This window comes from Streptomyces sp. HUAS MG91 (assembly GCF_040529335.1).
GTDB lineage: Bacteria > Actinomycetota > Actinomycetes > Streptomycetales > Streptomycetaceae > Streptomyces > Streptomyces tabacisoli.
In genome coordinates this window covers 5,435,212-5,458,892 of record NZ_CP159534.1, presented here as the reverse complement: position 1 = coordinate 5,458,892, position 23,681 = coordinate 5,435,212, and the positions used below count along the sequence as shown (strand labels likewise).

The following is a 23,681-nucleotide window of genomic DNA, read 5'->3' as shown; positions in this document are numbered from 1 at the left end:
CCAGGAGCGTCCCCGTGACGAGCACCGATCAAAAGCCCTTCCTCTCCGTCAAGGACCTGAAGGTCCACTTCTCCACCGAGGACGGCACCGTCAAGGCCGTCGACGGGCTCAGCTTCGACCTCGCCAGGGGCAAGACGCTCGGCATCGTGGGCGAGTCGGGATCCGGCAAGTCGGTCACCAACCTGACGATCCTGGGCCTGCACGACCCGGCCCGCACGCAGATCGACGGCGAGATCGTGCTCGACGGCAAGGACCTGCTCACCGCCACCGAGCGGGAGCTGGAGCGGCTGCGCGGCAACACGATGTCCATGATCTTCCAGGACGCGCTGGCCTCGCTCTCGCCGTACCACACCATCGGCCGGCAGATCGGCGAGACGTACCGCAAGCACACCGGGGCCTCCAAGAAGGAGGCCAGGGCGCGGGCGATCGAGATGCTCCGCAAGGTCGGCATCCCGCAGCCCGACATGCGGGTGGACGACTATCCGCACCAGTTCTCCGGCGGTATGCGCCAGCGCGCGATGATCGCGATGGCGCTGGTCTGCGACCCCGAGCTGCTGATCGCCGACGAGCCGACGACCGCGCTCGACGTGACGGTCCAGGCGCAGATCATGGACCTGCTCAAGGAGCTCCAGCAGGAGTTCGGCACGGCCATCATCTTCATCACGCACGACCTCGGTGTGATCGCCGACATCGCCGACGACGTGCTGGTGATGTACGGCGGGCGGTGCGTGGAGCGCGGCACCAAGAAGGAGGTGCTGGGCAGCCCCCAGCACCCGTACACGCTGGGCCTGTTGAGCTCGATGCCGAGCCTGGAGGGCCCGGTCGACGTGCCGCTGTCGCCGATCCCCGGCTCCCCGCCCTCGCTGCTCAAGCCCCCGACCGGCTGCCGGTTCCACCCGCGCTGCGCCTTCGTGGACCGGGTCGGCGGCGGACGGTGCGCCGGTGAGTCCCCGGTGCTCGAACTGACCGGCGGCCGGGGCTCCGCCTGCCACCTCCCGCTGGACCGACGCGCCGAGATCTTCGCCGACCTCGCCGCGCCCCGGCACAACTGACGTACAAGAGACGGGATTTCACCACCATGAGCAGCACCTCCCCCCTCCTGGACGTCTCCGGGCTGACCAAGCACTTCCCGATCAAGGGCGGCTTCCCGATCCGGCGGACCGTCGGCGCCGTGCAGGCCGTGGACGGCCTGGACTTCCAGGTCGCCGAGGGCGAGAGCCTCGGGCTGGTCGGCGAGTCCGGCTGCGGCAAGTCGACGACCGGGCGGCTCATCACCCGGCTCCTGGAGCCGACGGGCGGCTCGATCTCGTACCGGGGCAAGGACATCACCCACGCCAGCCGGAGCCAGCTGGCGCCGGTGCGCTCCGAGATCCAGATGATCTTCCAGGACCCGTACGCGTCGCTGAACCCGCGGCAGACGGTCGGCAAGATCATCTCCGGGCCCATGGAGATCAACGACATCAATCCGGCGGGGGGCCGGGAGAAGCGCGTGCGCGAGCTCCTGGAGATCGTCGGGCTCAACCCCGAGCACTTCAACCGCTTCCCGCACCAGTTCTCCGGCGGCCAGCGCCAGCGCGTCGGCGTGGCCCGCGCGCTCGCCCTCGAACCGAAGCTGATCGTCGCCGACGAGCCGGTCTCCGCGCTCGACGTCTCCATCCAGGCGCAGGTGGTGAACCTGCTCCAGAAGGTGCAGCGCGAGCTCGGCATCGCGTTCGTCTTCATCGCCCACGACCTCGCCGTGGTGCGGCACTTCTCGCAGCGGGTCGCCGTGATGTACCTCGGCAAGATCGTGGAGATCGCCGACCGCGCGGACCTGTACGACAACCCGCGCCACCCCTACACCCGGGCCCTGCTGTCCGCCGTCCCCGAGGCGACGGCCGACGACACCCCGCCGCGCGAGCGCATCCGCCTCCAGGGCGACGTCCCGTCCCCGATCAACCCTCCGTCGGGCTGCCGCTTCCGCACCCGCTGCTGGAAGGCGACGGACAAGTGCGCGAGCGAGGCACCGCCGCTGGTCCGGGTGACGGGCAACTCCGACGGCCACCTCACCGCCTGCCACTACCCCGAGGAGCCGGCCACGGCGGCGGTCCCGCAGTCCCGCAAGGCCCTCTAGACCCCGGCGCGCCGCTCGCCCACCACCCCAAGCAGGGCGAGCGACGCGCGTCGGACCGGACCGTCCGGCCCATTGACCCGAGCCACGGAACGCACCCGGTCCAGGGGAGAAGGCCCGTACCGATCACCTCGGTACGGGCCTTCCTGGCTGCCGGTGCGGGCTGTCAGCCGGCGGCGCCCGGTGCGGGTGCGGCCAGTTCCGGGTTCTGGCCCGAGCGGGCGAGCGCGTCGGCGACGAACCCCGACGCCGTCAGTGCGGCCACCGTCTCGCGCAGGAAGCGGACCGTCGGCTCGGCGCGGCCCCGGGTCGTGCCGACGGCCTGGCGGATGGTCATGAACGCCGGTTCCAGCAGGCGGAGTCCGGACCGGGCGGCGACATGGGCGGTCAGCGGCTGGCGGATGCCCGCGGCGACCTCCAGCCGCCCGGCGTGGAAGGCGTCCACGCCGTCGGTGCCGCGCACCACGGTCGCCTCGCGCAGGGTCCGCGTCAGGAACAGGTCGTAGGCGGAGCCCTCCTTGACCCCGATCCGCACACCGGCGCGGTCCACGTCGTCGGCCGTGCGCAGCGCGGAGCCGTCCGGGACCGCGTAGACGCCCTCGATGTGCACGTACGGCGCGGTGAAGGCCACCTCCGCCTCGCGCGCCGGTTCGACGGCGAGGAAGCACAGGTCGGCCCGGCCCGTGGCCATCGCCTCGTAGGACTTGCGGGCGGCGTCGAAGCACTGGAACTCCACCGGGAGCCCGAGCCGGGCGGCGATCTCCCGGGCCAGGTCGACGGTGACCCCGGCGGGCGCGTCGGGGGTGCCCTGGGCGAGGACGGGGTTGCCGAGGTTGACGGAGGCGCGCAGCACTCCGGCGGGCGCGAGGTCCCGGGCGACGGCGGCGGGTTCTACGGGGTTCGTCATGTCCCCGAGTCTAGGAACCGCCTGGTCGGCGGAACGTACGGTGGTGCCATGACCGCCGACCAGGAACCTCGCCGGAACATCCCCCGCACCCCGATGACGCCCGGGGAGATCGATGCGGCCCACGTCGGCCCCGCGACCCGCCTCGACGGCCGGGTGACGCTCGCGGAGCCCGATCCCCTGTGGCCGGTGGTGTACGCGACCGAGGCCGAGCGGATCGGCACCGCCCTCGCCGCCCTGCCGCACCGGCTGGAGCACGTCGGCTCCACCTCGGTGCCGGGCCTCCCCGCGAAGCCGGTCGTGGACATCCTCCTCGCCGTCCCCGACTCGGCGGCCGAGAGCACCTATGTGCCGGCGCTGGAGGGCCTGGGCTACGGCCTCGTCGTCCGCGAACCCGACTGGTACGAGCACCGCGTGCTGCGCCACCCGGCCGTGGCACCCGGCATCGACTACGTCAACCTGCATGTGTTCACGTCCGGTTGCCCGGAGATCGACCGGATGACCGGCTTCCGCGACCGGCTGCGCACCCACCCCGCCGACCGCGCCCTGTACGCCCGTACCAAGCGCGAACTGTCCGGGCGGACCTGGGAGTACGTGCAGAACTACGCGGACGCCAAGTCGGAGGTCGTGGAGGAGATCCTGCGCCGGGCCGGGCGGGGGTGAACGAACGGAGGGCCGGTCACCGGGTCGCCCCGGTGACCGGCCCCCGAAGGCGCCGCACGGCTCACGCCGCGTGGACCACGTCCTTCTCCTCCGCGAAGTGGCACGCCGACTCGTGGGCGGCCGGGGAGTCCGAGCCCTGGAAGCGCTCGGGGATGGCCAGGAGGGGGACCTCCTGGGCGCACTTGTCCTGGGCCTTCCAGCAGCGGGTGCGGAAGCGGCAGCCCGACGGCGGGTTGGCCGGCGAGGGCACGTCACCGGTGAGGATGATGCGCTCGCGGCCCTCACGGGCCTCCGGGTCCGGGACGGGGACCGCCGACAGCAGCGCCTGGGTGTAGGGGTGCGTCGGGTGGTCGTAGATCTGCGTGTCCGAACCGATCTCGGCCATCTTGCCGAGGTACATGACCCCGACCCGGTCCGAGATGTGCCGGACGATCGACAGGTCGTGCGCGATGAAGATGTAGGAGAGGTTGAACTCGTCCTGCAGCTTCTCCATCAGGTTGATGACCTGCGCCTGCACCGACACGTCGAGCGCGGAGACCGGCTCGTCGCAGATGATGATCTCGGGGTTGAGGGCCAGGCCGCGGGCGATGCCGATGCGCTGGCGCTGACCGCCCGAGAACTGGTGCGGGTAGCGGTGGATGTACTCCGGGTTGAGACCGACGACGTCCAGGAGCTCCTGGACCTTGCGGCGCCGGTCGCCCTTCGGGGCCACCTCGGGGTGGATCTCGAAGGTCTCCCCGATGATGTCGCCCACCGTCATGCGCGGGTTGAGCGAGGTGTACGGGTCCTGGAACACCATCTGGATGTTGCGGCGGACGGCCTTCAGCGCGCGGCCGGACAGCTTGGTGATGTCCTGGCCCTTGTAGAAGACCTCGCCCGCGGTCGCCGTCTCCAGCGTCATCAGCAGCTTGGCGACCGTGGACTTGCCACAGCCGGACTCGCCGACGATGCCGAGGGTCTCGCCCTGGTAGACGTCGAAGGAGACACCGTCGACGGCCTTGACCGCGCCGATCTGCCGCTTGAACAGGATGCCCTGGGTCAGCGGGAAGTGCTTCACCAGGTTGCGCACCTGGAGGATCGGCTCACCGCGGTCGACCGGCGCCTCGATGGCGGCGACGGCCTCGTCGGTGGTGGCGGCGTCCACCGTCTCGACGTCCGTGACGTTGGGAGTGGCGTCCGTGGGCACGGCGTCGTTCTTGCTCGGCTCAGCCATGGAGCGTCTCCTTCCAGAAGTGGCAGGCGCTGCCGCGGCCGGCCAGTGCCGCGCCGTCGGCCTCGGTCACCTGGTGCAGCACGGGAACGTCCGTGGAGCAGATGTCCTTGGCCACCGCGCAGCGCGGGTTGAACGCGCAGCCGCTCGGGATGCGGGTCAGGTTGGGCGGCAGGCCCTTGATCGCGTAGAGCTCCTTGCCCTTCTGGTCCAGGCGCGGGATCGACTCCAGCAGACCCTTGGTGTACGGGTGCGCCGGGCGCTTGTAGATCTCGTGGACCGGGGCGGTCTCGACGATCCGGCCCGCGTACATCACCGCGATCTTGTCGGCGACGTCCGCGACGACACCGAGGTCGTGCGTGATGAGGATCAGACCCATGTTGAACTCGGTCTGGAGCTCCGCGAGCAGGTCCATGATCTGGGCCTGGACCGTCACGTCGAGCGCCGTGGTGGGCTCGTCCGCGATGATCAGGTCGGGCTCCAGGGCGAGCGCCATGGCGATCATGATGCGCTGGCGCATACCGCCGGAGAACTGGTGCGGGTAGTCGTTGACCCGCTCCTTCGCCGCCGGGATGCGGACCCGCTCCATCAGTTCGATGGCCTTGGCCTTGGCGTCCTTCTTGGACAGGCCCTGGTGGACCCGGAACATCTCGCCGAGCTGGTAGCCGACGGAGAGCACCGGGTTCAGCGAGGAGAGCGCGTCCTGGAAGATCATGGCGATCTTCTGGCCGCGGATCCTGCGGCGCTCCTCGTTGGACATGGTGAGCATGTCCTGGCCGCGGAAGAGGATCTCGCCCTGCGGGATCTTCCCCGGCGGCATGTCGAGGATGCCCATGATGGCCTGCGCCGTCACGGACTTGCCGGAGCCGGACTCACCGAGCACGGCCAGGGTCTCCCCGGCGTTCACGGTGTAGTTCACACCGTTGACCGCCTTGGCGACACCGTCGCGGGTGTGGAACTCCACGTGCAGGTCGCGGACTTCGAGCAGCGGGGTACCGTCTGCGACGGCGTCACCGGGCTCGGGAACGTTCGTGGGTTGAGAGGTGCTGGTCACGTACGCCCTCCTCAGCGCAGCTTCGGGTCGAGGGCGTCGCGGACCGCGTCGCCGAGCATGATGAACGCGAACACCGTGAGGGTCAGCATGCCCGCCGGGAACAGCAGGGCGTGCGGGTCGTCGCGGATCACCTTGCTGCCTTCGGAGATGTCGATGCCCCACGAGATCGTCGGGTCGCTCAGGCCGAGGCCGAGGAACGACAGGGTGGCCTCCGCGCCGATGTAGCCGCCGAGCGCGATGGTCGCGACGACGATGGTCGGCGCGATGGCGTTCGGCAGCACGTGCCGGAACAGGATCCGGTTGGTGCCGGCGCCGAGAGCGCGCGCGGCCGTCACGTAGTCCGCCTGCTTGGCGGTGATGACGGAGCTGCGCATCACGCGGGCGATCGAGGTCCAGCCGAGGAAGGCCAGCGCCAGGATCACGACGTACACCTTGCGGTCGACGAACGCGTTCAGGACGACCATGGTGCCGAGCAGGAACGGGATGCCGAAGAAGATGTCGACGACGCGGGAGATGATCGAGTCGATCCAGCCGCCGAAGTAACCGGCGAGCAGGCCGAGCAGACCGCCGATGACGGTGACCGCGGCGGTGACGCCCACGCCGACCAGGATCGAGGCCCGGGTGCCGTAGATGACCCGCGCGTAGAGCGAGCGGCCCTGCTGGTCGTAGCCGAACCAGTCGGCCTGGAAGAAGTGCGTGTACTCCGGCTTGCTCAGGTAGTGGTGCACGAGGTCGCCGTCACGCGGGCTGACGCTGGTGAACCAGCCCGGGAAGATGGCGATCACGATCAGCACGAAGAGCAGGATCGAGGAGATCCAGAACATGGGCCGGTGACGCAGCTCGTACCAGGCGTCGCCCCACAGGGAGCGGGGCTTCTCCTTCTTCGCGTCGCCGGCCGCGGGGTGCTCGACGAGCGGCGCCGCGTGCGCGTCCAGCTCGGCGGCCTCGGCGATCTGGTCCTTCTGGTCCTTGGTGATGTCAGGCATACCGGATCCTCGGGTCCAGGACCGCGTACAGCAGGTCGATGAGGAGGTTGATCACGAGAATCACGAGGACGATGACCGTCACCACACCGGTGACCGTCGAGCCCTCGCTCGTCTGCACCGCTCGGTAGAGCAGGTTGCCGACTCCCTGGATGTTGAAGATGCCCTCGGTGATGACCGCGCCGCCGATGAAGCCGCCGATGTCGGTACCGATGAAGGTGACGACGGGGATCAGCGAGTTGCGCAGCAGGTGGACACCGACGATGCGGCGCCGGGGCAGACCCTTGGCGAGAGCGGTGCGCATGTAGTCCGCGCGCAGGTTCTCGGCGAAGGTCGTCCGGGTCAGCCGCGCCACGTAGGCCATGGAGAGCGTCGCGAGGACGAGAGCGGGCAGGAACAACTGCCCCAGGTTCGTGGAGTCCTGGACGTTCGGCGGCAGCCAGCCGAGTTCGTCGGCGAAGACGAACCGGGCGATGAAGCCGAGCACGAAGACCGGGATCGAGATCACGACGAGCGTGAAGATCAGCACGCCGGTGTCGACGGCCTTGCCGGCCTTCAGACCGGCCCAGGCGCCGAGGCTCACGCCGATGATGATCTCGAGGATGATCGCGAGCAGCGTCAGCCGGAGCGTGACGGGGAACGCGTCGGTCATCAGGTCGAGGACGGGGCGTCCCGCGAGGTTGTTGCCGAAGTCTCCTTGCAGGAGCTTCCACATGTAGTTGACGTACTGCTCCAGCACCGGCTTGTCGAAGCCGTAGGCGTGCTTGATCGCCGCGATCTGCGCGGGGTCGGGAGCCTTGTCGCCGTACATGGCCCGAACCGGGTCACCCGGAAGGATGTGGACCATGAGAAAAATCAACAGAGTAGTCCCGATGAAAATCGGGATCATCTGGAGCAGTCGCCTTGCAGCGTAACGCCCCATGTCGAGCCTCCATGCCGTGAGGGGTCGGCGAGGCCTGCGCACATCTCTCTACCGCAGGAGGGGTGGTGTGAGGTGGAGGCCTGTGCCTACGGGCCGGTGCGGCCGCCCCGCGCCTCGTGGGCGTGGGGCGGCCGGCACCGGCCTGCGGTCGGGGTGAACTACTACTTCTTGACCTTGACCTGGTCGAAGATCGGGTCGCCGTCCTGGCCGTACGGGATCTTGCCGAGGATCTTGGTCGACTGACCGCTGTTGACCTTGTAGAACCAGAGCGGGATGGCCGGCATGTCCTTCGCCAGCAGCTGCTCCGCCTCCTGGTACTTCTTCACGGTCTCGTCGACGGACGAGGCCTTGTCGGCCTCGGTCGACAGGGCGTCGAACTCCTTGTTGGCGTAACCGCTGGTGTTGCCCGCGGCCTTGGAGCCGTAGAGGTCGCGCATGAAGTTCGAGTTGACGGGGTAGTCGAGCACCCAGCCACCGCGGTACATGGACTTGACCTTGTGCGCGTCACGGGCGTCGAGGTCGGCCTGGAAGGTCGGCTTCGGGTCGCCGGTGCACTCGACACCGGTCGCCTGGCGGATCGAGTTGCAGACCGCGTCGACCCAGGGCTTGTGGTCCTGGTCGGCGTTGTACTGGATCTGGATCTTGTTGCCCGGAACGCCGCCGCCTTCCTTGATGAGCTTCTTGGCCGCGGCCGGGTCGTACTTGGTGATGTCGCCAAGCGCGCCCTTCTTGTAGCCGAGAACGCCGGGGGCCACGTACGAGTCGGCCGGCTGGCGGGTGCCCTGGAGGACGGTCTTGGTGATCGTGTCACGGTCGATCGCCTGCGACAGACCCTGGATGACCTTCGGGTCGACGTCCTTCCAGGACTTCGAGTAGAAGGCCGGGACGATCGACTGGACGGCGGAGTACGCCTGGTCGATCGCGCGGTTGCCGAGGTCCTGCTTGTACGTCTTCAGCGCGGTGGTCGGGACCTGCTCGATCCAGTCCACGTTGTTGGAGCGCAGGTCCGAGTACGCGGCGTCGGCGGTCGTGTAGTTCTTGAAGTCGATGCCGCCGTTCTGCGCCTTGTTCGGGCCCTTGTACCCGGCGAACTTGCGGACCTTGATGAGCTTGTTGTGCTCCCACGACTCGAACTTGTACGGGCCGTTGCCGACCGGCTTCTCGCCGTAGCCCTTCGGGTCCGAGAAGAACTTCTCGGGCAGCGGGGCCCAGACGTCGTAGCCCAGCTTGTACGCGAAGTACGAGACCGGCGAGGTGAGCTTGATGGTGAAGGTGTTGTCGTCGACGACCTTCAGGCCGGACATGGCGTCCTTCTTGGCCTTGCCCTTCTCGGGGTGCACGTCGTCGAAGCCGACGATGTCGGCGAACCAGCTGGAGTTGGTCTGGTTGTTGGCGATGTTCGCCGACCAGTTCCAGGAGTCCACGTAGGACTTGGCGGTGACCGGGGTGCCGTCGTGGAACTTCCAGCCCGGCTTGAGCTTGACGGTCCACTCGGAGGAGTCGTCGTTCGGCGTGACCGACTCGGCGTTGACGTACTCGAGCTTGCCGGTGCCCGGCTCGTAGTCCACCAGGCCCGCGAAGATGGTGCGCAGGACACGGCTGCCCTGGCTCTCCTTGGCGTTGGCCGGCTGCAGCGGGTTCTGCGGCTCGCTCAGCTGCGCAGTGACGATGCCGTTCGGGTCGGCCTTGCCCTTGTCCATGTCGTCGCTCGCGCTGTCACCGCCGCCACCGCAGGCGGTCGCAGCCATTGTCACGACGGCGGCTATCGCGACCCACTTGGCGCTCTTGGCACCACGCATGGGTTCCTCCTCATGAGTCCACTTGTTCATCAGAAGGGGCACGCAAGACATGAGGTCGCCACCCCTGACGACGCGCATGAAGTGCCCCAGTGTGCTCGTGAGTCGGCGCTCCCCACAGCGCGTGACCCATTGACCCGAGCTCTATGGGCTCAACTATTAGCCACCGGGACGGTCGCGACCACCGTCTAGAGGTCTCGGTTAGATCACACCTGACACGTACATCTCCTAAAATCCGGACAAACTGATCCTAGATAGATGACCGCGAAACGGACTTGTTACATATCTATCGACCGAAGCTCTCCGCATAGCGGACACAGGGGAGCTATTAATGGCTTGCGCCGGAAACGCCCTTGGCACTCGCCGGTCACGCATCGCATCCGGCGGCTGTACCCCGCGTGAACGCGCCACTCTCACCGCGCGTAGACAACCGAGGGCAGATTAGCGGCAAGGCGACTGCCGCGGGAGGTCTTCCCTCCGACCCGTCCAACAGCCGCACGACCGGCCGGACTTGCCCGCCCGCCGGGCGCACGCCGAGGGCCGGCCTCCCGGAGCGGGAGACCGGCCCTCAGGGCGTCGGGGCGCGTCAGCTGTGCTTGGCGCGCGAGGCGGAGCGGCCGCGCTCCTTCTGGTCCAGGACGACCTTGCGGATGCGGACGGCCTCCGGGGTCACCTCGACGCACTCGTCGTCGCGGCAGAACTCCAGGGACTGTTCCAGGGAGAGCTTGCGCGGCGGGACGATCGCCTCGAACGAGTCGGCCGACGAGGACCGCATGTTCGTGAGCTTCTTCTCCTTGGTGATGTTCACGTCCATGTCGTCGGCGCGCGAGTTCTCGCCGACGATCATGCCCTCGTACACCTCGGTGCCGGGCTCGGTGAACAGCACGCCGCGCTCCTGGAGGTTCGTCATCGCGAAGGCGGTGACGGCGCCGGCGCGGTCGGCGACCAGCGAACCGTTGTTACGGGTCGTCAGGGTGCCGAACCACGGCTCGTGGCCCTCGTGGATGGAGTGGGCGATGCCCGTACCGCGGGTGTTCGTCAGGAACTCCGTGCGGAAGCCGATGAGGCCGCGGGACGGGACGACGAACTCCATGCGGACCCAGCCGGAGCCGTGGTTCGACATGTTGTCCATGCGGCCCTTGCGGATGCCCATGAGCTGCGTGACGGCGCCCATGTGCTCCTCGGGGACGTCCACCGTGAGGCGCTCGACCGGCTCGTGCGTCTTGCCGTCGACCTGCTTGGTGACGACCTGCGGCTTGCCGATGGTCAGCTCGAAGCCCTCGCGGCGCATCTGCTCGACCAGGATGGCCAGCGCCAGCTCACCGCGGCCCTGCACCTCCCAGGCGTCGGGGCGCTCGGTGTCGAGGACGCGGAGCGACACGTTACCGATCAGCTCGCGGTCGAGGCGGTCCTTGACCTGGCGGGCGGTGACCTTGCGGTCCTTGACCGCCGACTTGGCCTGGGCGCCCTTGCCGGTGCCGCCGCGGCCGACCAGCGGCGAGGTGTTGGTGCCGATGACCATGGAGATCGCCGGCTCGTCGACCGTGATGAGCGGCAGCGCGACCGGGTTCTCCGGGTCGGCCAGGGTCTCGCCGATCATGATGTCGGGGATACCGGCGACGGCGCAGATGTCACCGGGGCCGGCGACCTCGGCGGGCTTGCGGGTGAGCGCCTCGGTCATCATCAGCTCGCTGATGCGGACGTTGCTGATCGTGCCGTCGCGCTTGATCCAGGCGACCGTCTGGCCCTTGCGCAGCTCGCCCTGCTCGACGCGGAGCAGCGCGATGCGGCCGAGGAAGTTGTCGGCGTCGAGGTTGGTGACGTGGGCCTGGAGCGGCGCGTCCTCCTCGTACGTCGGGGCCGGGACGTGCTCCAGGATCGTGGAGAAGAACGGCTCCAGGTTGGTGGAGTCCGCCGGGACCGTGCCGTCGGCCGGCTTGGTCAGCGACGCGATGCCGTCACGGCCGCAGGCGTAGACGATCGGGAACTCGATCTGGTCCTCGTCGGCGTCCAGGTCGAGGAAGAGGTCGTACGTCTCGTTGACGACCTCGTCGATCCGGGAGTCCGGGCGGTCCGTCTTGTTGATGCACAGGATGACGGGCAGGCGCTGCTGGAGCGCCTTGCGCAGCACGAAGCGCGTCTGCGGGAGCGGACCCTCGGAGGCGTCCACGAGCAGCACGACGGCGTCGACCATCGACAGACCGCGCTCGACCTCGCCACCGAAGTCGGCGTGGCCCGGGGTGTCGATGATGTTGATCGTGATGACGTCGCCGCCATCCTTCGGGTGGTACTTGACGGCCGTGTTCTTGGCCAGGATCGTGATGCCCTTCTCACGCTCCAGGTCATTCGAGTCCATCATGCGATCGTCGAGGGACTCGGCGGCGTGAGCTGCGAACGAGCCGGCCTGCTTGAGCATGGCGTCGACGATGGTCGTCTTGCCGTGGTCGACGTGGGCGACGATGGCGACGTTTCGGATGTCGTGGCGCGTGGCCATATTGCGGCGTACTCCCGGAATAGTGGACGGCTGCGCGTACATCAGTGATACGCGCGCCCTGCCGGGCTGGACACGCCACGGCCTCACCCCATCGTACGTGGCTCAACGGGTGGGGGACTTGCGGGGGCTCGGTGAGGTGTGGGGGGCGAGCCCCGCGCCGGCGAAAAACAGCAGGTCAACGGGTTACAACGAACCTTGCCTCCCGGCCGGGCCCGGGGCAAGGGACTTGAGCGGGATCTGAGCCTGGCGGATCTTGAGACCCGCGAAAACGCCGGGCCGCCTCCCGGGCGACGGCCGGATCGACGGCGTCGTCGCAGGCCAGGAGGCGGTCCGGCGGCAGGAAAGCGGGGACCGGTCAGTCGTCGGAGGCCGGGCTCGCCGACGGCTTCGCGCCCGGCTTCAGGTAGCCGATGTCCTCGTAGTGGGGTTCCTGGAAGCCAAAGGCGCCGGCGTTGGCCACGTTCGTGCGGGCCGCGACCAGTTCCGGGCGCTGGTAGAGCGGGATGGAGCCGGCGGCGGCCCAGATCCGGGCGTCGGCCTGCTTCACCAGGGAGCGCTCCTCCCCCGCGTCCAGTTCGCCGATCGCCTCGTCGAAGAGCTGGTCGATCTGGTCGGTGCCGACCCGGGTGTAGTTCTGCTCGACGGTGAGCGAGCCGTCGGCGGCCGGGACCGGCTTGGCGTAGATGGGGCGGGCGTCGGTGGCCGGGTAGGCGGACGCGGGCCAGGAGTAGAGGGCGAGGTCGTACTGGCCGGACGCGATGTGGTCCTTGAAGTAGCTCTCGTCGTCCACCTTCATGATGTCGGTGCGGACGCCGATCTTCTCCAGCATCTGCGTGATCCGGTCGGCGACCGTGCGCAGCTGCTCGGAGCCCGCGCCGGACGGCAGGACGAAGCGCAGCGTGAGCGGCTTGCCGTCCTTGGCGAGCGGGCCCGCGGCGGCGCCGGCCGGGGCGGCCGTGCCCTTGGGCGCGTACGCGCCGGGGGCGCCGCCCTGCTTCACGTACGTCCTGGCGTCCTTGCCGAGCCCCTCGGCGGCGTGGTCGCTCTTGTGCCGCTTGGCGTGCTTGGCGTGCTTGCCCTTCTCCTTGTCGGCCTTGCGCAGCTTCAGCGCGTGGGCCTGGTGCAGCAGGGCGGAGTGCTGGGCGGCGGCGAGGGGGCCGGGGACGAACAGCCGGGGCGCGTCGGCGCCGGGCTTCTGGTCGTCCTCGCCGACGATGTACGTACCGTCGTCGGCGTCCTCGGCGTCGTTCTCGGACCCGGCCGTCTTCTCCTTCTCCTTGGCCGTGTCGTCCTTGTCCTTCTTCTTGTCCAGCGGGCCGCCCGGCACCCAGCCCGCCTCCGCGAGCAGCGCCCGCGCCTGGGCGGTGTCCTGCTCGCCGAGCGCGCCGCTGTTGTCTGCGTACGCCTCCTGGCCGGCCAGCGCGAGGTGGTTGTCGACGGTGCCGGCGGGCAGGCCCAGCGGCTTGAGGACGGCCTCGGCGAGCTTGCTGCGGTCGATGGCGCGGGCGACGGCGCGGCGGACGCGCTCGTCGGCCAGCGGGCCCTCGGTGCCGTTCAGCGCGAGCTGCGTGTAGGCGGGCTCCAGCGACTTCCGGACGACGAAGCCGCGCAGGTGCTCCTGCTCCTTCGCGTACTTCTTGACGGCCTTGCGGGTCTTCGCGCGCGCCGCGATCTCCTCCTCGGCGGCCTCCTCGTCCTCGCCGTGCACGACCGCCCAGGAGCGCAGCGCGTCGCCGGGGGTGAGGGAGGAGCCGGGGCCATGGGCGAGCGGACCCGCCGTGCCCTTGTCGCGGGCGGCGTAGGCGATGCGGTCGGCTCCGCCGGCGTCCAGGTCGGCGAGGTCGAGGTCGCCGGCGGCGAGGGCCGCGGCGCGCTTGCCGCGCGGGACCGCGTTCAGGACGAGCTTGTCGAGCTTGGCGGGGCTGCCCCACCAGCGCGGGTTGCGCTTGAGGGAGACCGTCTCGGCGTCGCGGTCGATCGCGTCGATGGCGAACGGGCCCGCCGTGTTCGTCAGCTTGCGCCGGGCGCCGTCGTTGAAGTGGTCCGGGGTCCCCATGACGTCCTTGGGGTACAGCGGCGAGAACAGGGCGCGCCAGTCCGCGTACGGCTTGGCGAAGGTGACCCGGACCTCCAGGTCGTTCGCCCCGCGCTCGACCTTCTCGATGCGGTCGTACCCGGCGTTGTGGGCCGTCCAGTACGCGGTGTCCTTGCCGGACAGGGCGCGCCACTGGGCGGCGAAGTCGGGGGCGCCGATCTCCCGGCCGTCGCTCCAGACCGCCTGCTGGTTCAGCTTGTACAGGACGACCTGCTTGGGCTCGGTCTCGATGACCTCGGCCTTCTCAAGGTAGTCGGGGTCCACCCGCGGGCGGCCCTGGCCGTCGAGGCGGAACATCGACGGCAGGACGGCGCCGGTGATCCGGCTGGTGGTGGCGTCGGCGTCGGCCTGGAAGGAGTTCAGGGTCTGCGGCAGGTTGTCGACGGCCCAGTGCAGGGTGCCGCCGTCCTTGATCTGGTCGCGGGCTGCGGGGGCGATGTCCTGCCCGGCGGAGGGCTTGCTCGCCTCGTCCTCCGTGGCGCACCCGGCGAGGGCGGTCACGGCGAGCGCGCCGCTCACGAGGAACGCGGCCGAGCGCAGGGCTGCGCCTGGGCGCCTGGGGGTCTGGTGCATCTCGGAGCTACCTCCGGTACGGGCCGGTTGATCACTTTTGGCGGTATATGCGGTTGATCACATCTATCGGGGTGAGAGGGCTGCGGGGGGCGGCGACACGGTTGCGGCGCCCCGGAACCCCCCGGCCGGACCAACGCCGCTCGCCTCCGGCGGCCGACCGGTGACATCTCCGGGCCCCCTTGCCCTGCGGGCCGGCGGGGGCTGACCGCGCCCCTGAGTCGTCCTTCGCCTGCGGCCCGGTGGGTGGCTGGTCGCGCAGTTCCCCGCGCCCCTGGGTCGTACGTCGACTGACGGCCGGTGGCCGCTTCTCGCGCAGTTCCCCGCGCCCCTGAGGCAGGCGCTTCGCGCCGCCTCTCCTCCAGGAGGGGGCGCGCCTCTGTTGATGAGGAGATGGCGCACGAAGTGCGCATCTCAGGGGCGCGGGGAACTGCGCGACCAGCCCCCACCGAGCCGCGCGTGACGGACTACCCGGGGCGCGGCCGAAAGGGCGTGAAAGAGGGGCGCGCGGGATGGCGCGCCCCGGGAATCCGGGCCGGTCCCTTCACAAACCGCGATGTGACGCGCGACACTCGCAGGCGCATGAGCATCTCCGCCGCACCAGCGGAAGCGAGGCACATCATGTCCCTGACCGACGACCTGGCGGCAGCCACCCGTTGCCTGGACGACCTCACGCGCGCCGTCGGCCGCCTGGAACCCCAGCTCGACGCGGGCCCCGACATCCGCCGCGTACGGGCCGACGCCGACCACCTGCGCGAGAGCCTGGCCCTGCTGCGCGAGACGGCGACGGCCGCGTACGAGAAGCCGCGCCGCCCGGACCTCGTCCCGATCCCCGACACCCCGTACGACAGCACGCTGTGGACGGACTCGGACGACGAGGGACTCGGCGCACGGGACAGGCACGCCCCGTGACGCATCCCCGGTTACGCCCCTGACCCTTCGAGCGGAGGCTTCGTTGGCCACCGGCACCCAACCCTCCCGTACCGAACCCCCTACCGAGAGCGGCACCGGCGTCCGAGGCCGGACCCGGGCCGCGATCGCCGCGTCCCACCTGCGCACCGACCGCTGGTGGCTGGCCCCGGCGGTGACCGCCGCCGGCCTGTTCGCCTTCGTCGTCTACTCGACGTGGCGGGCCTTCGCCAACGCCCACTACTACGCGGCCCCGTACGTGTCGCCGTTCTACTCGCCCTGCCTGGCGGACAACTGCGCGACCATGCGGCACGGCCCCAACTGGGGCCTGTTCGGCGGCTGGTGGGGCCTGTCCCCGGCCCTGCTGATCCTGATCTTCCCGCTGGGCTTCCGGCTGACCTGCTACTACTACCGCAAGGCCTACTACCGCGGCTTCTGGGCCTCGCCCCCGGCCTGCGCGGTGGCCGAGCCGCACAAGAAGTACACCGGCGAGACGCGCTTCCCGCTGATCCTGCAGAACATCCACCGGTACTTCTTCTACGCGGCCGTGCTCGTCGCCTGCGTCCTGACCTACGACACGGTCCTGGCCTTCCGCGACGAGCACTACGCCTGGGGCCACATGGGCCTGGGCACCCTGATCTTCCTGCTCAACATCACGCTGATCTGGGCGTACACGATCTCCTGCCACTCGTGCCGGCACATCGTGGGCGGCCGGCTCAAGCACTTCTCGAAGCATCCCGTGCGCTATCGCCTCTGGGGCTGGGTGGGCAAGCTGAACGCCCGTCACATGCTGCTCGCCTGGGCGTCGTTGGTGAGCGTGGCACTCGCCGACTTCTACGTGTACCTGGTCGCGTCCGGCGCCTTCGACGATCCGAGGTTGTTCTGATGACTGTGGTGGAGCGGCAGCAGTGGGATGTTGTCGTGGTGGGCGCGGGCGGCGCCGGGCTCCGGGCCGCCATCGAGGCACGGGAGCGCGGCGCGCGTACGGCCGTGATCTGCAAGTCCCTGTTCGGCAAGGCCCACACGGTGATGGCGGAGGGCGGCATCGCGGCCGCCATGGGCAATGTGAACTCCGGGGACGACTGGAAGGTCCATTTCCGCGACACGATGCGCGGCGGCAAGTTCCTGAACCAGTGGCGGATGGCGGAGCTGCACGCGCAGGAGGCCCCCGACCGGGTGTGGGAGCTGGAGACCTGGGGCGCCCTGTTCGACCGGACGAAGGACGGCCGGATCTCGCAGCGCAACTTCGGCGGCCACGAGTACCCGCGCCTCGCCCACGTCGGCGACCGTACGGGCCTGGAGCTGATCCGCACCCTCCAGCAGAAGATCGTCCAGCTCCAGCAGCAGGACTTCAAGGAGACCGGCAGCTACGAATCGCGCCTGAAGGTCTTTCAGGAGTGCACGGTCACACGGGTGCTGAAGGACGACGGGGGCCGGGTGTCCGGGGCCTTCTGCTACGAGCGCGAGAGCGGGCGCTTCTTCGTCCTCGAGGCGCCCGGCGTCGTCCTCGCCACCGGCGGTATCGGCAAGTCGTTCAAGGTCACGTCGAACTCGTGGGAGTACACCGGCGACGGGCACGCGCTGGCGCTGCTCGCCGGGGCGCCGCTGCTCAACATGGAGTTCGTGCAGTTCCACCCGACGGGCATGGTCTGGCCGCCGTCGGTGAAGGGGATCCTCGTCACGGAATCGGTGCGCGGCGACGGCGGGGTGCTCAAGAACTCCGACGGCAAGCGGTTCATGTTCGACTACATCCCCGACGTCTTCAAGGAGAAGTACGCGGAGTCGGAGGCCGAGGGCGACCGCTGGTACGACGACCCCGACCACAACCGCCGCCCGCCCGAACTGCTGCCGCGCGACGAGGTGGCGCGCGCCATCAACTCCGAGGTGAAGGCGGGCCGCGGCTCCCCGCACGGCGGCGTCTTCCTCGACGTGTCGACGCGGATGCCGGCCGACACGATCCGGCGCCGGCTGCCGTCCATGTACCACCAGTTCAAGGAGCTGGCGGACGTCGACATCACGGCCGAGCCGATGGAGGTCGGCCCGACCTGCCACTACGTGATGGGCGGCATCGCCGTCGACTCGGACACGGCCGCCGCGCGCGGCGTGCCCGGACTGTACGCGGCCGGTGAGGTCGCGGGCGGCATGCACGGCTCGAACCGGCTCGGCGGCAACTCGCTCTCCGACCTGCTGGTCTTCGGCCGGCGGGCCGGGCTGCACGCGGCCGCGTACGCCACCGGCCCGGACGCCCGCCCCGTGGTGGCCGAGCTACAGATCGACACGGCGGCGGCCGAGGCGCTGCGCCCCTTCTCCGCCGAGGGGCCGGAGGACGGCACGGTCCCCGAGAACCCGTACACGCTCCACCAGGAACTGCAGCAGACGATGAACGACCTGGTCGGCATCATCCGCCGCGAGGCCGAGATGGAGCAGGCGCTGCGCAAGCTGGCCGATCTGCGGCTGCGGGCCCGGCGGGCGGGCGTCGAGGGCCACCGGCAGTTCAATCCGGGCTGGCACCTCGCGCTCGACCTGCGCAACATGCTGCTGGTCAGCGAGTGCGTGGCGCGCGCCGCGCTGGAGCGCACGGAGTCGCGCGGCGGTCACACCCGCGAGGACCACGGGGCGATGGACCGGGCCTGGCGCCGGGTGAACCTGCTGTGCCAGCTCCGGGACCCGACGGGCGGGTTGGCGGCCACCGATCCGGTGCGCGGCCAGATCAGCCTCGTACGGGAGGAGACCGAGCCCATCCGCCCCGACCTGCTGGCCCTCTTCGAGAAGGAGGAGCTGGTCAAGTACCTGGCCGAAGAGGAGCTGTTCGAGTGAGCGACGCCTATGACGCGCACTTCAGGGTGTGGCGCGGGGACACCGGCGGTGGCGGCCTGGAGGACTTCGAGGTCGAGGTGAACGAGGGCGAGGTCGTCCTCGACATCATCCACCGGCTCCAGGCGACCCAGGCCCCGGACCTGGCGGTCCGCTGGAACTGCAAGGCGGGCAAGTGCGGTTCGTGCTCGGCCGAGATCAACGGGCGGCCGCGGCTGATGTGCATGACGCGGATGTCGGTCTTCGGGCCCGCCGACACGATCACGGTGACGCCGCTGCGCGCGTTCCCCGTCGTCCGGGACCTCGTCACGGACGTCGGCTTCAACTACGCGAAGGCCCGCGAGGTCCCGGCCTTCGTCCCGCCGCAGGACCTCGGGCCCGGCGAGTACCGGATGATGCAGGAGGACGTGGACCGCTCGCAGGAGTTCCGCAAGTGCATCGAGTGCTTCCTGTGCCAGGACACCTGCCACGTGGTGCGCGACCACGAGGAGAACAAGACGGCGTTCGCGGGCCCGCGCTTCCTGATGCGCGTCGCCGAACTGGACATGCACCCCCTGGACGCCGCGTCCGACTCCGGCCTCGACCGCAAGGCCACCGCGCAGGACGAGCACGGGCTCGGCTACTGCAACATCACCAAGTGCTGCACGGAGGTCTGCCCCGAGGGCATCAAGATCACGGACAATGCGCTGATTCCCCTGAAGGAACGGGCGGTCGACCGCAAATACGATCCCGTGGTGTGGCTGGGGAACAAGATCCGGCGGCGATCGTCGTAGCGTGCGGCGGCGCTGGGCGGGTGTCCGGGCTTCGGGCGCCCGGTTCGGGCGGAATGGGCAGGCGCCGAGCGGCGCCCGGGATCTCTCCGGCTTCGGCGCGCGCCCAGCGGTGGGTGGCGGCGGCAGGCCTGTGACCAGCGGGACCGCGTCGCCGATCACGTTCGGCGCCGGGCCGGGGTCCGGCTCCGGCGCACGTCCGCGCGGAGGGGTGACCCTTGCCCCGCCGCCCTCTCCCGGCCTAGGCTGAATGCGCTTTCATTTCGCTTTCCGTCACTCCACGCACTCGGGGGTCCACCCAGTGAGCACAGCCCCCACGGTGTACGACGTCGCCGAACGTTCCGGGGTCTCCATCGCCACCGTCTCCCGGGTCTACCGCAACCCGGACTCGGTCCGCGCCCAGACCCGCGAGCGGGTGCTCGCCAGCGCCCGGGAGCTCGGCTACGTACCCAGTGGCAACGCCCGCGGGCTCGCCAGCCGCTCCACCGGCGTCCTCGGCCTGTGCTTTCCCGACTACTCCGACCCGGACGCCGAGTCCGAGGCCGAGACGGGCGCCGGTGACGAGGCGGACGACGACGCCGCGATGCTCTACTCCGACCAGATCATCCGCGGGATGGAGCGCGCCGCACGCCGGCACGGGTACGCGCTGCTGATCGCCGCGTCCCTCAAGGGCGGGCCGGAGAGCCAGCTGGCGAAGGTGGCCGGGCGGGTGGACGGGTTCGCGGTGCTGGCCCGGACCGTGCCGACCGAGGACCTGGACGTCATCTCGCGGCGGCAGCCGGTGGTCATGCTCGCCGGGCCGCGCGAGTCGGACGACCTCGATCACCTGGACCACATCGAGACCGCCAACACCGACGGCCAGCGCGAGCTGACCCGGCACCTGATCGAGGACCACGGCCTGCGCCGCCTCGCCTACATCGGCGCCGAGGAGTCGCCCGACGTCGCCGCGCGGTTCCGGGGGCACGCCGAGGCCTGCCGTGCCGCCGGGGTGCCGGTGTCCGACGCGCCCGATCTGCGGGTCGCCATGATGACGCAGGCCGAGGGGGCGCGGGCCACCGACGAACTCCTCGACCGGCCGGGGCCGCGGCCCGAGGCGCTGCTGTTCGCCAATGACCAGATGGCGGTGGGCGCCCTGCACACGCTGGAGCGGCGGGGGGTCCGGGTGCCGGATGACATCGCTGTCACCGGGTTCGACGGGATCGCGCTGAGCCGGCTGGTGCGGCCCACTCTCACCACTGTGCGGCAGCCCATGCGGCGGATGGGTGAGGAGGCGGTGGAGCTGCTCGTGCGGCGGCTCACCGGGCAGCAGGGGAAGGAGCCGGTGTCGATGATGCTGCCGGTTTCCCCCACCCGCCGAGAAAGCTGCGGCTGCACCTGATCGGGCCGCGCACTTCTTCGGCGGCGCCCCCGTCTCACCGCCGCCCGCGCCCCTGGGTAGTTCCTTCGCCTACGGCCCGGCGGTGGCTGGTCGCGCAGTTCCCCGCGCCCCTGGGTAGTTCGTTCGCCTGCGGCCCGGTGGCCGCTTCTCGCGCAGTTCCCCGCGCCCCTGAGATGCGCACTTCGTGCGCCATCTCATCAAGAGAGGCGCGCCTCGTGCGACAGCTGCTCATCTACAGAGGCGCGGCGGAGCCGCAGCCTCAGGGGGAGGCTGCGCGCAGCGCATGCCTCAGGGGCGCGGGGAACTGCGCGAGAAGAGGCCACCGGCCGTCAGCCGACGTACGGCCCAGGGGCGCGGGGAACTGCGCGACCAGCCACGACGTGAGCCGCAGACGAAGGCAACGGCCCGAACTACAGCGACCCGCGCCTCACTTCAGCGCCCGCCCGAAGAACTCCGCCTTGGCCGCGGCAAGTTCGACCCGCGCCGCCGCGTCCCCCTCCCAGTCGAAGTGCCCGGCCTCGAGCACCAGCAACTCCCCACCCCCGGCCAGCGCGTTGTGCACCGCGAACTGCCCCGGCGACGGCACCGAGGGATCGAAGAGCGCGGCAGCGACCAGCACCGGCTTCGACAAGCGCGTCGCCGCCGTCGCCGCGTCGAAGTACCCGAGCACCTCGGTGACTTCGGGATGCCCGGCGTGATGGCGGCGCACAGCCGCCCCGCTCCCCGCACAGTCCAGCGTCAGCCGCAGCGGATGATTCCCGAACGTCGGCACCGTCAGCTCCCCGGCCGCGAACCGGTCGTCCCAGGGCAGGGCCAGCGCGCCCAGCCCCCCGCCGAAGCTCTCCCCGAGATAGCCGAGCCCGGCGCCGGAAGCCACCGACTCCCCCAGCTCCGGCACCAGTTCGAGCAGCGCCGACGCCGCGCACCACAGATCGGCGACGCACTCCCCGATCACGTACGTCTCCCGCGAAGCGATCCCGTGCAGCACGTGCTCGGCGGAGACCGACGGCACCCCGTCGACGAGCCCGCGCTCCACCATCCCGCGCACGCAGGGCAGGATCGCCGCCGACCGGGGCAGCGGCAGCGGCACGTCGGGGCCCGCCTGGTCGCGGCCGCCGTACCCGTGCCCGATGACGAAGCCGTGCTCCGCCGGGCCGTCCACCGGCAGCGCCAGCCAGCCGCCGAGCCGTACGTCCCCCACCGACGTGTAGGTCACCTCGAAGATGCGGACGCCGTCGCGCTCCTCCACGAGCGGCCCGATCTCCGGCCGGGTCGGCACCGCCCGCGCGGCCTCGTAGCGGCCGCGCCAGAAGGTGTCGAAGTCGGCCGGGGCGCCGTCGGGCGCACCGACTCCGCGCAGGTCGGCGAGGGTGTAGCCGTATGTCGGGTCGAACGGGAAATCGTGTGCGAAGACTGTCATGGCCGCGACCTTAGGACAGAGATCACATCCGGTACAGGCCAATTCTTCCGAGGTGGCCCGACTCAAAGCGGAATGTCTGTTTTAGGCTCGCCGTACACGGCGGGCATCGCGGCCGTGTCCGGCAGCGGCCGGCGGGACACCGGCTTTCCGTCCCGTTACGGGAGTGTGACCAAGACCCCTCTTGCCACATCCGAGGCGGCTGTTACAGAGTCATGTATGCGCTTACAGACAGCGCATACATTCCACGGTCCGCTCAAGGAGGAGCCGTCCATGAACCGCCGCGCAACCACTGCCGCGATCGCCGTAAGCCTGGCGTCCGCGCTCACTCTCACCGCCTGCGGCGGCTCCGGCGGCGACTCGGTCGCGGCCGACGCGAAGCAGACGCTCACCGTCTGGGCCATGGGGACCGAGGGCGAGAAGCTCGCCGACGTCGCCAAGGTCTACGAGAAGGCCAACCCGAACATCACGGTGAAGGTCACCCCGATCGGCTGGGATGTCGCCCACCAGAAGCTCGTCGCCGCCGCGGCCGCCAACAAGCTGCCCGACGTGATGCAGATGGGCGGCAGCTACCTGACCGAGTTCGCGGACATGGGCGCCCTGGAGGAGGTCGACACCAAGACCTTCAAGGAGAAGGACTACTTCCCGGCCGGCTGGGAGCAGGGCGAGTACGACGGCAAGGCCTACGGCGTGCCGTGGTACGTCGACACCCGCGTGCTCTACTACCGCACCGACCTGGCGAAGAAGGCCGGGATCGACAAGGCCCCGGCCACCATGGCGGAGCTGCAGACGGCCGCTGAGAAGTACCAGAAGGCCGGCTCGAAGTACGGCCTGTCGATCCAGCCCAACGGCCTGGACTCGGTGCAGAGCTTCTACCAGTTCCTGTACTCGGCCGGCGGCCAGATCGTCACCAAGGACGGCAAGACGGTCGCCAACAGCCCGGCCACCGTCAAGGCCCTGGAGAACTACACCAGCTACTTCAAGAAGGGCCTCGCCGCGAAGTCGGTGCGTCCCGGCTACGACGTGACGAAGGACTTCAACACCGGCGCGGTCGCGATGTTCTTCGGCGGCCCCTGGCACATGGGTCTGCTCGACGACAACTACCCCGACCTCAAGGGCAAGTGGGCCATCGCCAACGTGCCCACCGACAAGACCTCCGCCTCCATGGCGGGCGGCTCGTCCCTGACGATCTCCGCGGACAGCGAGCACAAGGCCGCCGCCAAGGAGCTCGTCAAGTACCTCACGGGCACCAAGGGCCAGGCCGACTGGTTCCAGCGCACCAAGGACCTTCCGGCCAACATGACCGCCTGGAACTCCGGTGACCTGGCCAACGACCCGAAGATGAAGATCTGGAAGACGCAGATGGAGTCGGCGCAGGTCTCGCCGGCCCAGCCCAAGTGGTCCGAGATCACCTCGAAGATCGACACCGCGATCGAGGACGCCGCCCAGGGCAAGGCCTCCCCGAAGGCCGCGCTCGACAAGGCGCAGGGCGAGATCGAGGGCCTCGTCCAGAAGTAGCCCGGCAGGGCCCAGCGAAAGAAACCCCCACCCGCCGGACGGTCCGCAGGGACCCGCCCGGAGGACGTCCGAAG

18 protein-coding genes are annotated in these 23,681 nt (G+C 70.0%); 9 read left to right on the top strand and 9 right to left on the bottom strand.

Annotation, left to right across the window (positions count from 1 at the left end):
• Positions 1-14 precede the first annotated feature (14 nt).
• Both ABII15_RS25035 and ABII15_RS25030 read left to right on the top strand, forming a co-directional pair.
• Positions 15-1,052 (top strand): ABC transporter ATP-binding protein, encoded by a 1,038-nt coding sequence (locus ABII15_RS25035; RefSeq protein WP_353944542.1) that lies wholly within the window; start codon positions 15-17, stop codon positions 1,050-1,052.
• Positions 1,053-1,078: 26 nt separating this feature from the next.
• The gene (locus tag ABII15_RS25030; RefSeq protein WP_353944541.1) at positions 1,079-2,113 is read left to right on the top strand and encodes a dipeptide ABC transporter ATP-binding protein; all 1,035 of its coding nucleotides are present in this window, start codon (positions 1,079-1,081) and stop codon (positions 2,111-2,113) included.
• 163 nt (positions 2,114-2,276) lie between these two features.
• Here ABII15_RS25030 and ABII15_RS25025 read toward each other — a convergent pair whose 3' ends face one another.
• Positions 2,277-3,017: a transporter substrate-binding domain-containing protein gene (locus ABII15_RS25025; RefSeq protein ID WP_353944540.1), complete on the bottom strand. Its 741-nt coding sequence runs from the start codon at positions 3,015-3,017 to the stop codon at positions 2,277-2,279.
• Between the two features lie 48 nt (positions 3,018-3,065).
• Between ABII15_RS25025 and ABII15_RS25020 the strand changes: the two genes are divergently transcribed.
• Positions 3,066-3,677 carry a GrpB family protein gene (locus tag ABII15_RS25020; RefSeq protein ID WP_353944539.1) on the top strand — a complete coding sequence of 204 codons (612 nt, stop codon included), beginning with the start codon at positions 3,066-3,068 and terminating at the stop codon, positions 3,675-3,677.
• A gap of 61 nt (positions 3,678-3,738) precedes the next feature.
• Here ABII15_RS25020 and ABII15_RS25015 read toward each other — a convergent pair whose 3' ends face one another.
• The 7 genes from ABII15_RS25015 to ABII15_RS24985 form a co-directional block, all read right to left on the bottom strand.
• The gene (locus ABII15_RS25015; protein WP_353944538.1) at positions 3,739-4,890 is read right to left on the bottom strand and encodes a dipeptide ABC transporter ATP-binding protein; all 1,152 of its coding nucleotides are present in this window, start codon (positions 4,888-4,890) and stop codon (positions 3,739-3,741) included.
• Positions 4,883-5,941 (bottom strand): ABC transporter ATP-binding protein, encoded by a 1,059-nt coding sequence (locus ABII15_RS25010; RefSeq protein ID WP_353944537.1) that lies wholly within the window; start codon positions 5,939-5,941, stop codon positions 4,883-4,885. The genes ABII15_RS25015 and ABII15_RS25010 overlap by 8 nt, the downstream gene beginning before the upstream one ends.
• 11 nt (positions 5,942-5,952) lie before the next feature.
• On the bottom strand, positions 5,953-6,927 hold the full coding sequence (locus tag ABII15_RS25005) for an ABC transporter permease (protein ID WP_353944536.1): 975 nt from the start codon (positions 6,925-6,927) through the stop codon (positions 5,953-5,955).
• The gene (locus tag ABII15_RS25000) at positions 6,920-7,846 is read right to left on the bottom strand and encodes an ABC transporter permease (RefSeq protein ID WP_353944535.1); all 927 of its coding nucleotides are present in this window, start codon (positions 7,844-7,846) and stop codon (positions 6,920-6,922) included. Before ABII15_RS25000 ends, ABII15_RS25005 begins: the two co-directional genes overlap by 8 nt.
• 161 nt (positions 7,847-8,007) lie before the next feature.
• Positions 8,008-9,645 (bottom strand): ABC transporter substrate-binding protein, encoded by a 1,638-nt coding sequence (locus tag ABII15_RS24995; RefSeq protein WP_353944534.1) that lies wholly within the window; start codon positions 9,643-9,645, stop codon positions 8,008-8,010.
• Positions 9,646-10,228: 583 nt separating this feature from the next.
• Positions 10,229-12,136: a translational GTPase TypA gene (typA, locus tag ABII15_RS24990; RefSeq protein ID WP_353944533.1), complete on the bottom strand. Its 1,908-nt coding sequence runs from the start codon at positions 12,134-12,136 to the stop codon at positions 10,229-10,231.
• Between the two features lie 355 nt (positions 12,137-12,491).
• The gene (locus tag ABII15_RS24985; protein WP_353944532.1) at positions 12,492-14,804 is read right to left on the bottom strand and encodes an ABC transporter family substrate-binding protein; all 2,313 of its coding nucleotides are present in this window, start codon (positions 14,802-14,804) and stop codon (positions 12,492-12,494) included.
• A gap of 618 nt (positions 14,805-15,422) precedes the next feature.
• Between ABII15_RS24985 and ABII15_RS24980 the strand changes: the two genes are divergently transcribed.
• The 5 genes from ABII15_RS24980 (at position 15,423) to ABII15_RS24960 (ending at position 20,672) form a co-directional block, all read left to right on the top strand.
• A complete protein-coding gene (locus ABII15_RS24980) occupies positions 15,423-15,713 on the top strand; it encodes a hypothetical protein (protein WP_353944531.1) in 291 nt (96 codons plus the stop codon).
• Between the two features lie 43 nt (positions 15,714-15,756).
• Entirely contained in the window at positions 15,757-16,596 is an 840-nt protein-coding gene (locus ABII15_RS24975) for a hypothetical protein (RefSeq protein WP_353944530.1), read from the top strand.
• Positions 16,596-18,527: a fumarate reductase/succinate dehydrogenase flavoprotein subunit gene (locus ABII15_RS24970; protein WP_353944529.1), complete on the top strand. Its 1,932-nt coding sequence runs from the start codon at positions 16,596-16,598 to the stop codon at positions 18,525-18,527. The genes ABII15_RS24975 and ABII15_RS24970 overlap by 1 nt, the downstream gene beginning before the upstream one ends.
• Complete coding sequence (locus ABII15_RS24965; RefSeq protein ID WP_353944528.1) at positions 18,524-19,297, top strand: succinate dehydrogenase/fumarate reductase iron-sulfur subunit; 774 nt, start codon at positions 18,524-18,526, stop codon at positions 19,295-19,297. The genes ABII15_RS24970 and ABII15_RS24965 overlap by 4 nt, the downstream gene beginning before the upstream one ends.
• A 298-nt stretch (positions 19,298-19,595) precedes the next feature.
• Positions 19,596-20,672, top strand: a complete 1,077-nt coding sequence (locus ABII15_RS24960; protein WP_353944527.1) for a LacI family DNA-binding transcriptional regulator — start codon at positions 19,596-19,598, stop codon at positions 20,670-20,672.
• 427 nt (positions 20,673-21,099) lie between these two features.
• On the opposite strand, the gene ABII15_RS24955 is transcribed toward ABII15_RS24960, so the two are convergent.
• Complete coding sequence (locus ABII15_RS24955) at positions 21,100-22,092, bottom strand: acetylxylan esterase (RefSeq protein WP_353944526.1); 993 nt, start codon at positions 22,090-22,092, stop codon at positions 21,100-21,102.
• Positions 22,093-22,362: 270 nt separating this feature from the next.
• Between ABII15_RS24955 and ABII15_RS24950 the strand changes: the two genes are divergently transcribed.
• Positions 22,363-23,607 carry a sugar ABC transporter substrate-binding protein gene (locus tag ABII15_RS24950; RefSeq protein WP_353944525.1) on the top strand — a complete coding sequence of 415 codons (1,245 nt, stop codon included), beginning with the start codon at positions 22,363-22,365 and terminating at the stop codon, positions 23,605-23,607.
• Positions 23,608-23,681: the final 74 nt, after the last annotated feature.

Bases quoted from the DNA above. Each gene is read 5' to 3' on its own strand.
- ABII15_RS25030 (WP_353944541.1), top strand. From the start codon at position 1,079: ATGAGCAGCACCTCCCCCCTCCTGGACGTCTCCGGGCTGACCAAGCAC.
- ABII15_RS25025 (WP_353944540.1), bottom strand. From the start codon at position 3,017: ATGACGAACCCCGTAGAACCCGCCGCCGTCGCCCGGGACCTCGCGCCC.
- ABII15_RS25020 (WP_353944539.1), top strand. From the start codon at position 3,066: ATGACCGCCGACCAGGAACCTCGCCGGAACATCCCCCGCACCCCGATG.
- ABII15_RS25015 (WP_353944538.1), bottom strand. From the start codon at position 4,890: ATGGCTGAGCCGAGCAAGAACGACGCCGTGCCCACGGACGCCACTCCC.
- ABII15_RS25005 (WP_353944536.1), bottom strand. From the start codon at position 6,927: ATGCCTGACATCACCAAGGACCAGAAGGACCAGATCGCCGAGGCCGCC.
- ABII15_RS25000 (WP_353944535.1), bottom strand. From the start codon at position 7,846: ATGGGGCGTTACGCTGCAAGGCGACTGCTCCAGATGATCCCGATTTTC.
- ABII15_RS24995 (WP_353944534.1), bottom strand. From the start codon at position 9,645: ATGCGTGGTGCCAAGAGCGCCAAGTGGGTCGCGATAGCCGCCGTCGTG.
- typA (WP_353944533.1), bottom strand. From the start codon at position 12,136: ATGGCCACGCGCCACGACATCCGAAACGTCGCCATCGTCGCCCACGTC.
- ABII15_RS24985 (WP_353944532.1), bottom strand. From the start codon at position 14,804: ATGCACCAGACCCCCAGGCGCCCAGGCGCAGCCCTGCGCTCGGCCGCG.
- ABII15_RS24980 (WP_353944531.1), top strand. From the start codon at position 15,423: ATGTCCCTGACCGACGACCTGGCGGCAGCCACCCGTTGCCTGGACGAC.
- ABII15_RS24970 (WP_353944529.1), top strand. From the start codon at position 16,596: ATGACTGTGGTGGAGCGGCAGCAGTGGGATGTTGTCGTGGTGGGCGCG.
- ABII15_RS24955 (WP_353944526.1), bottom strand. From the start codon at position 22,092: ATGACAGTCTTCGCACACGATTTCCCGTTCGACCCGACATACGGCTAC.
- ABII15_RS24950 (WP_353944525.1), top strand. From the start codon at position 22,363: ATGAACCGCCGCGCAACCACTGCCGCGATCGCCGTAAGCCTGGCGTCC.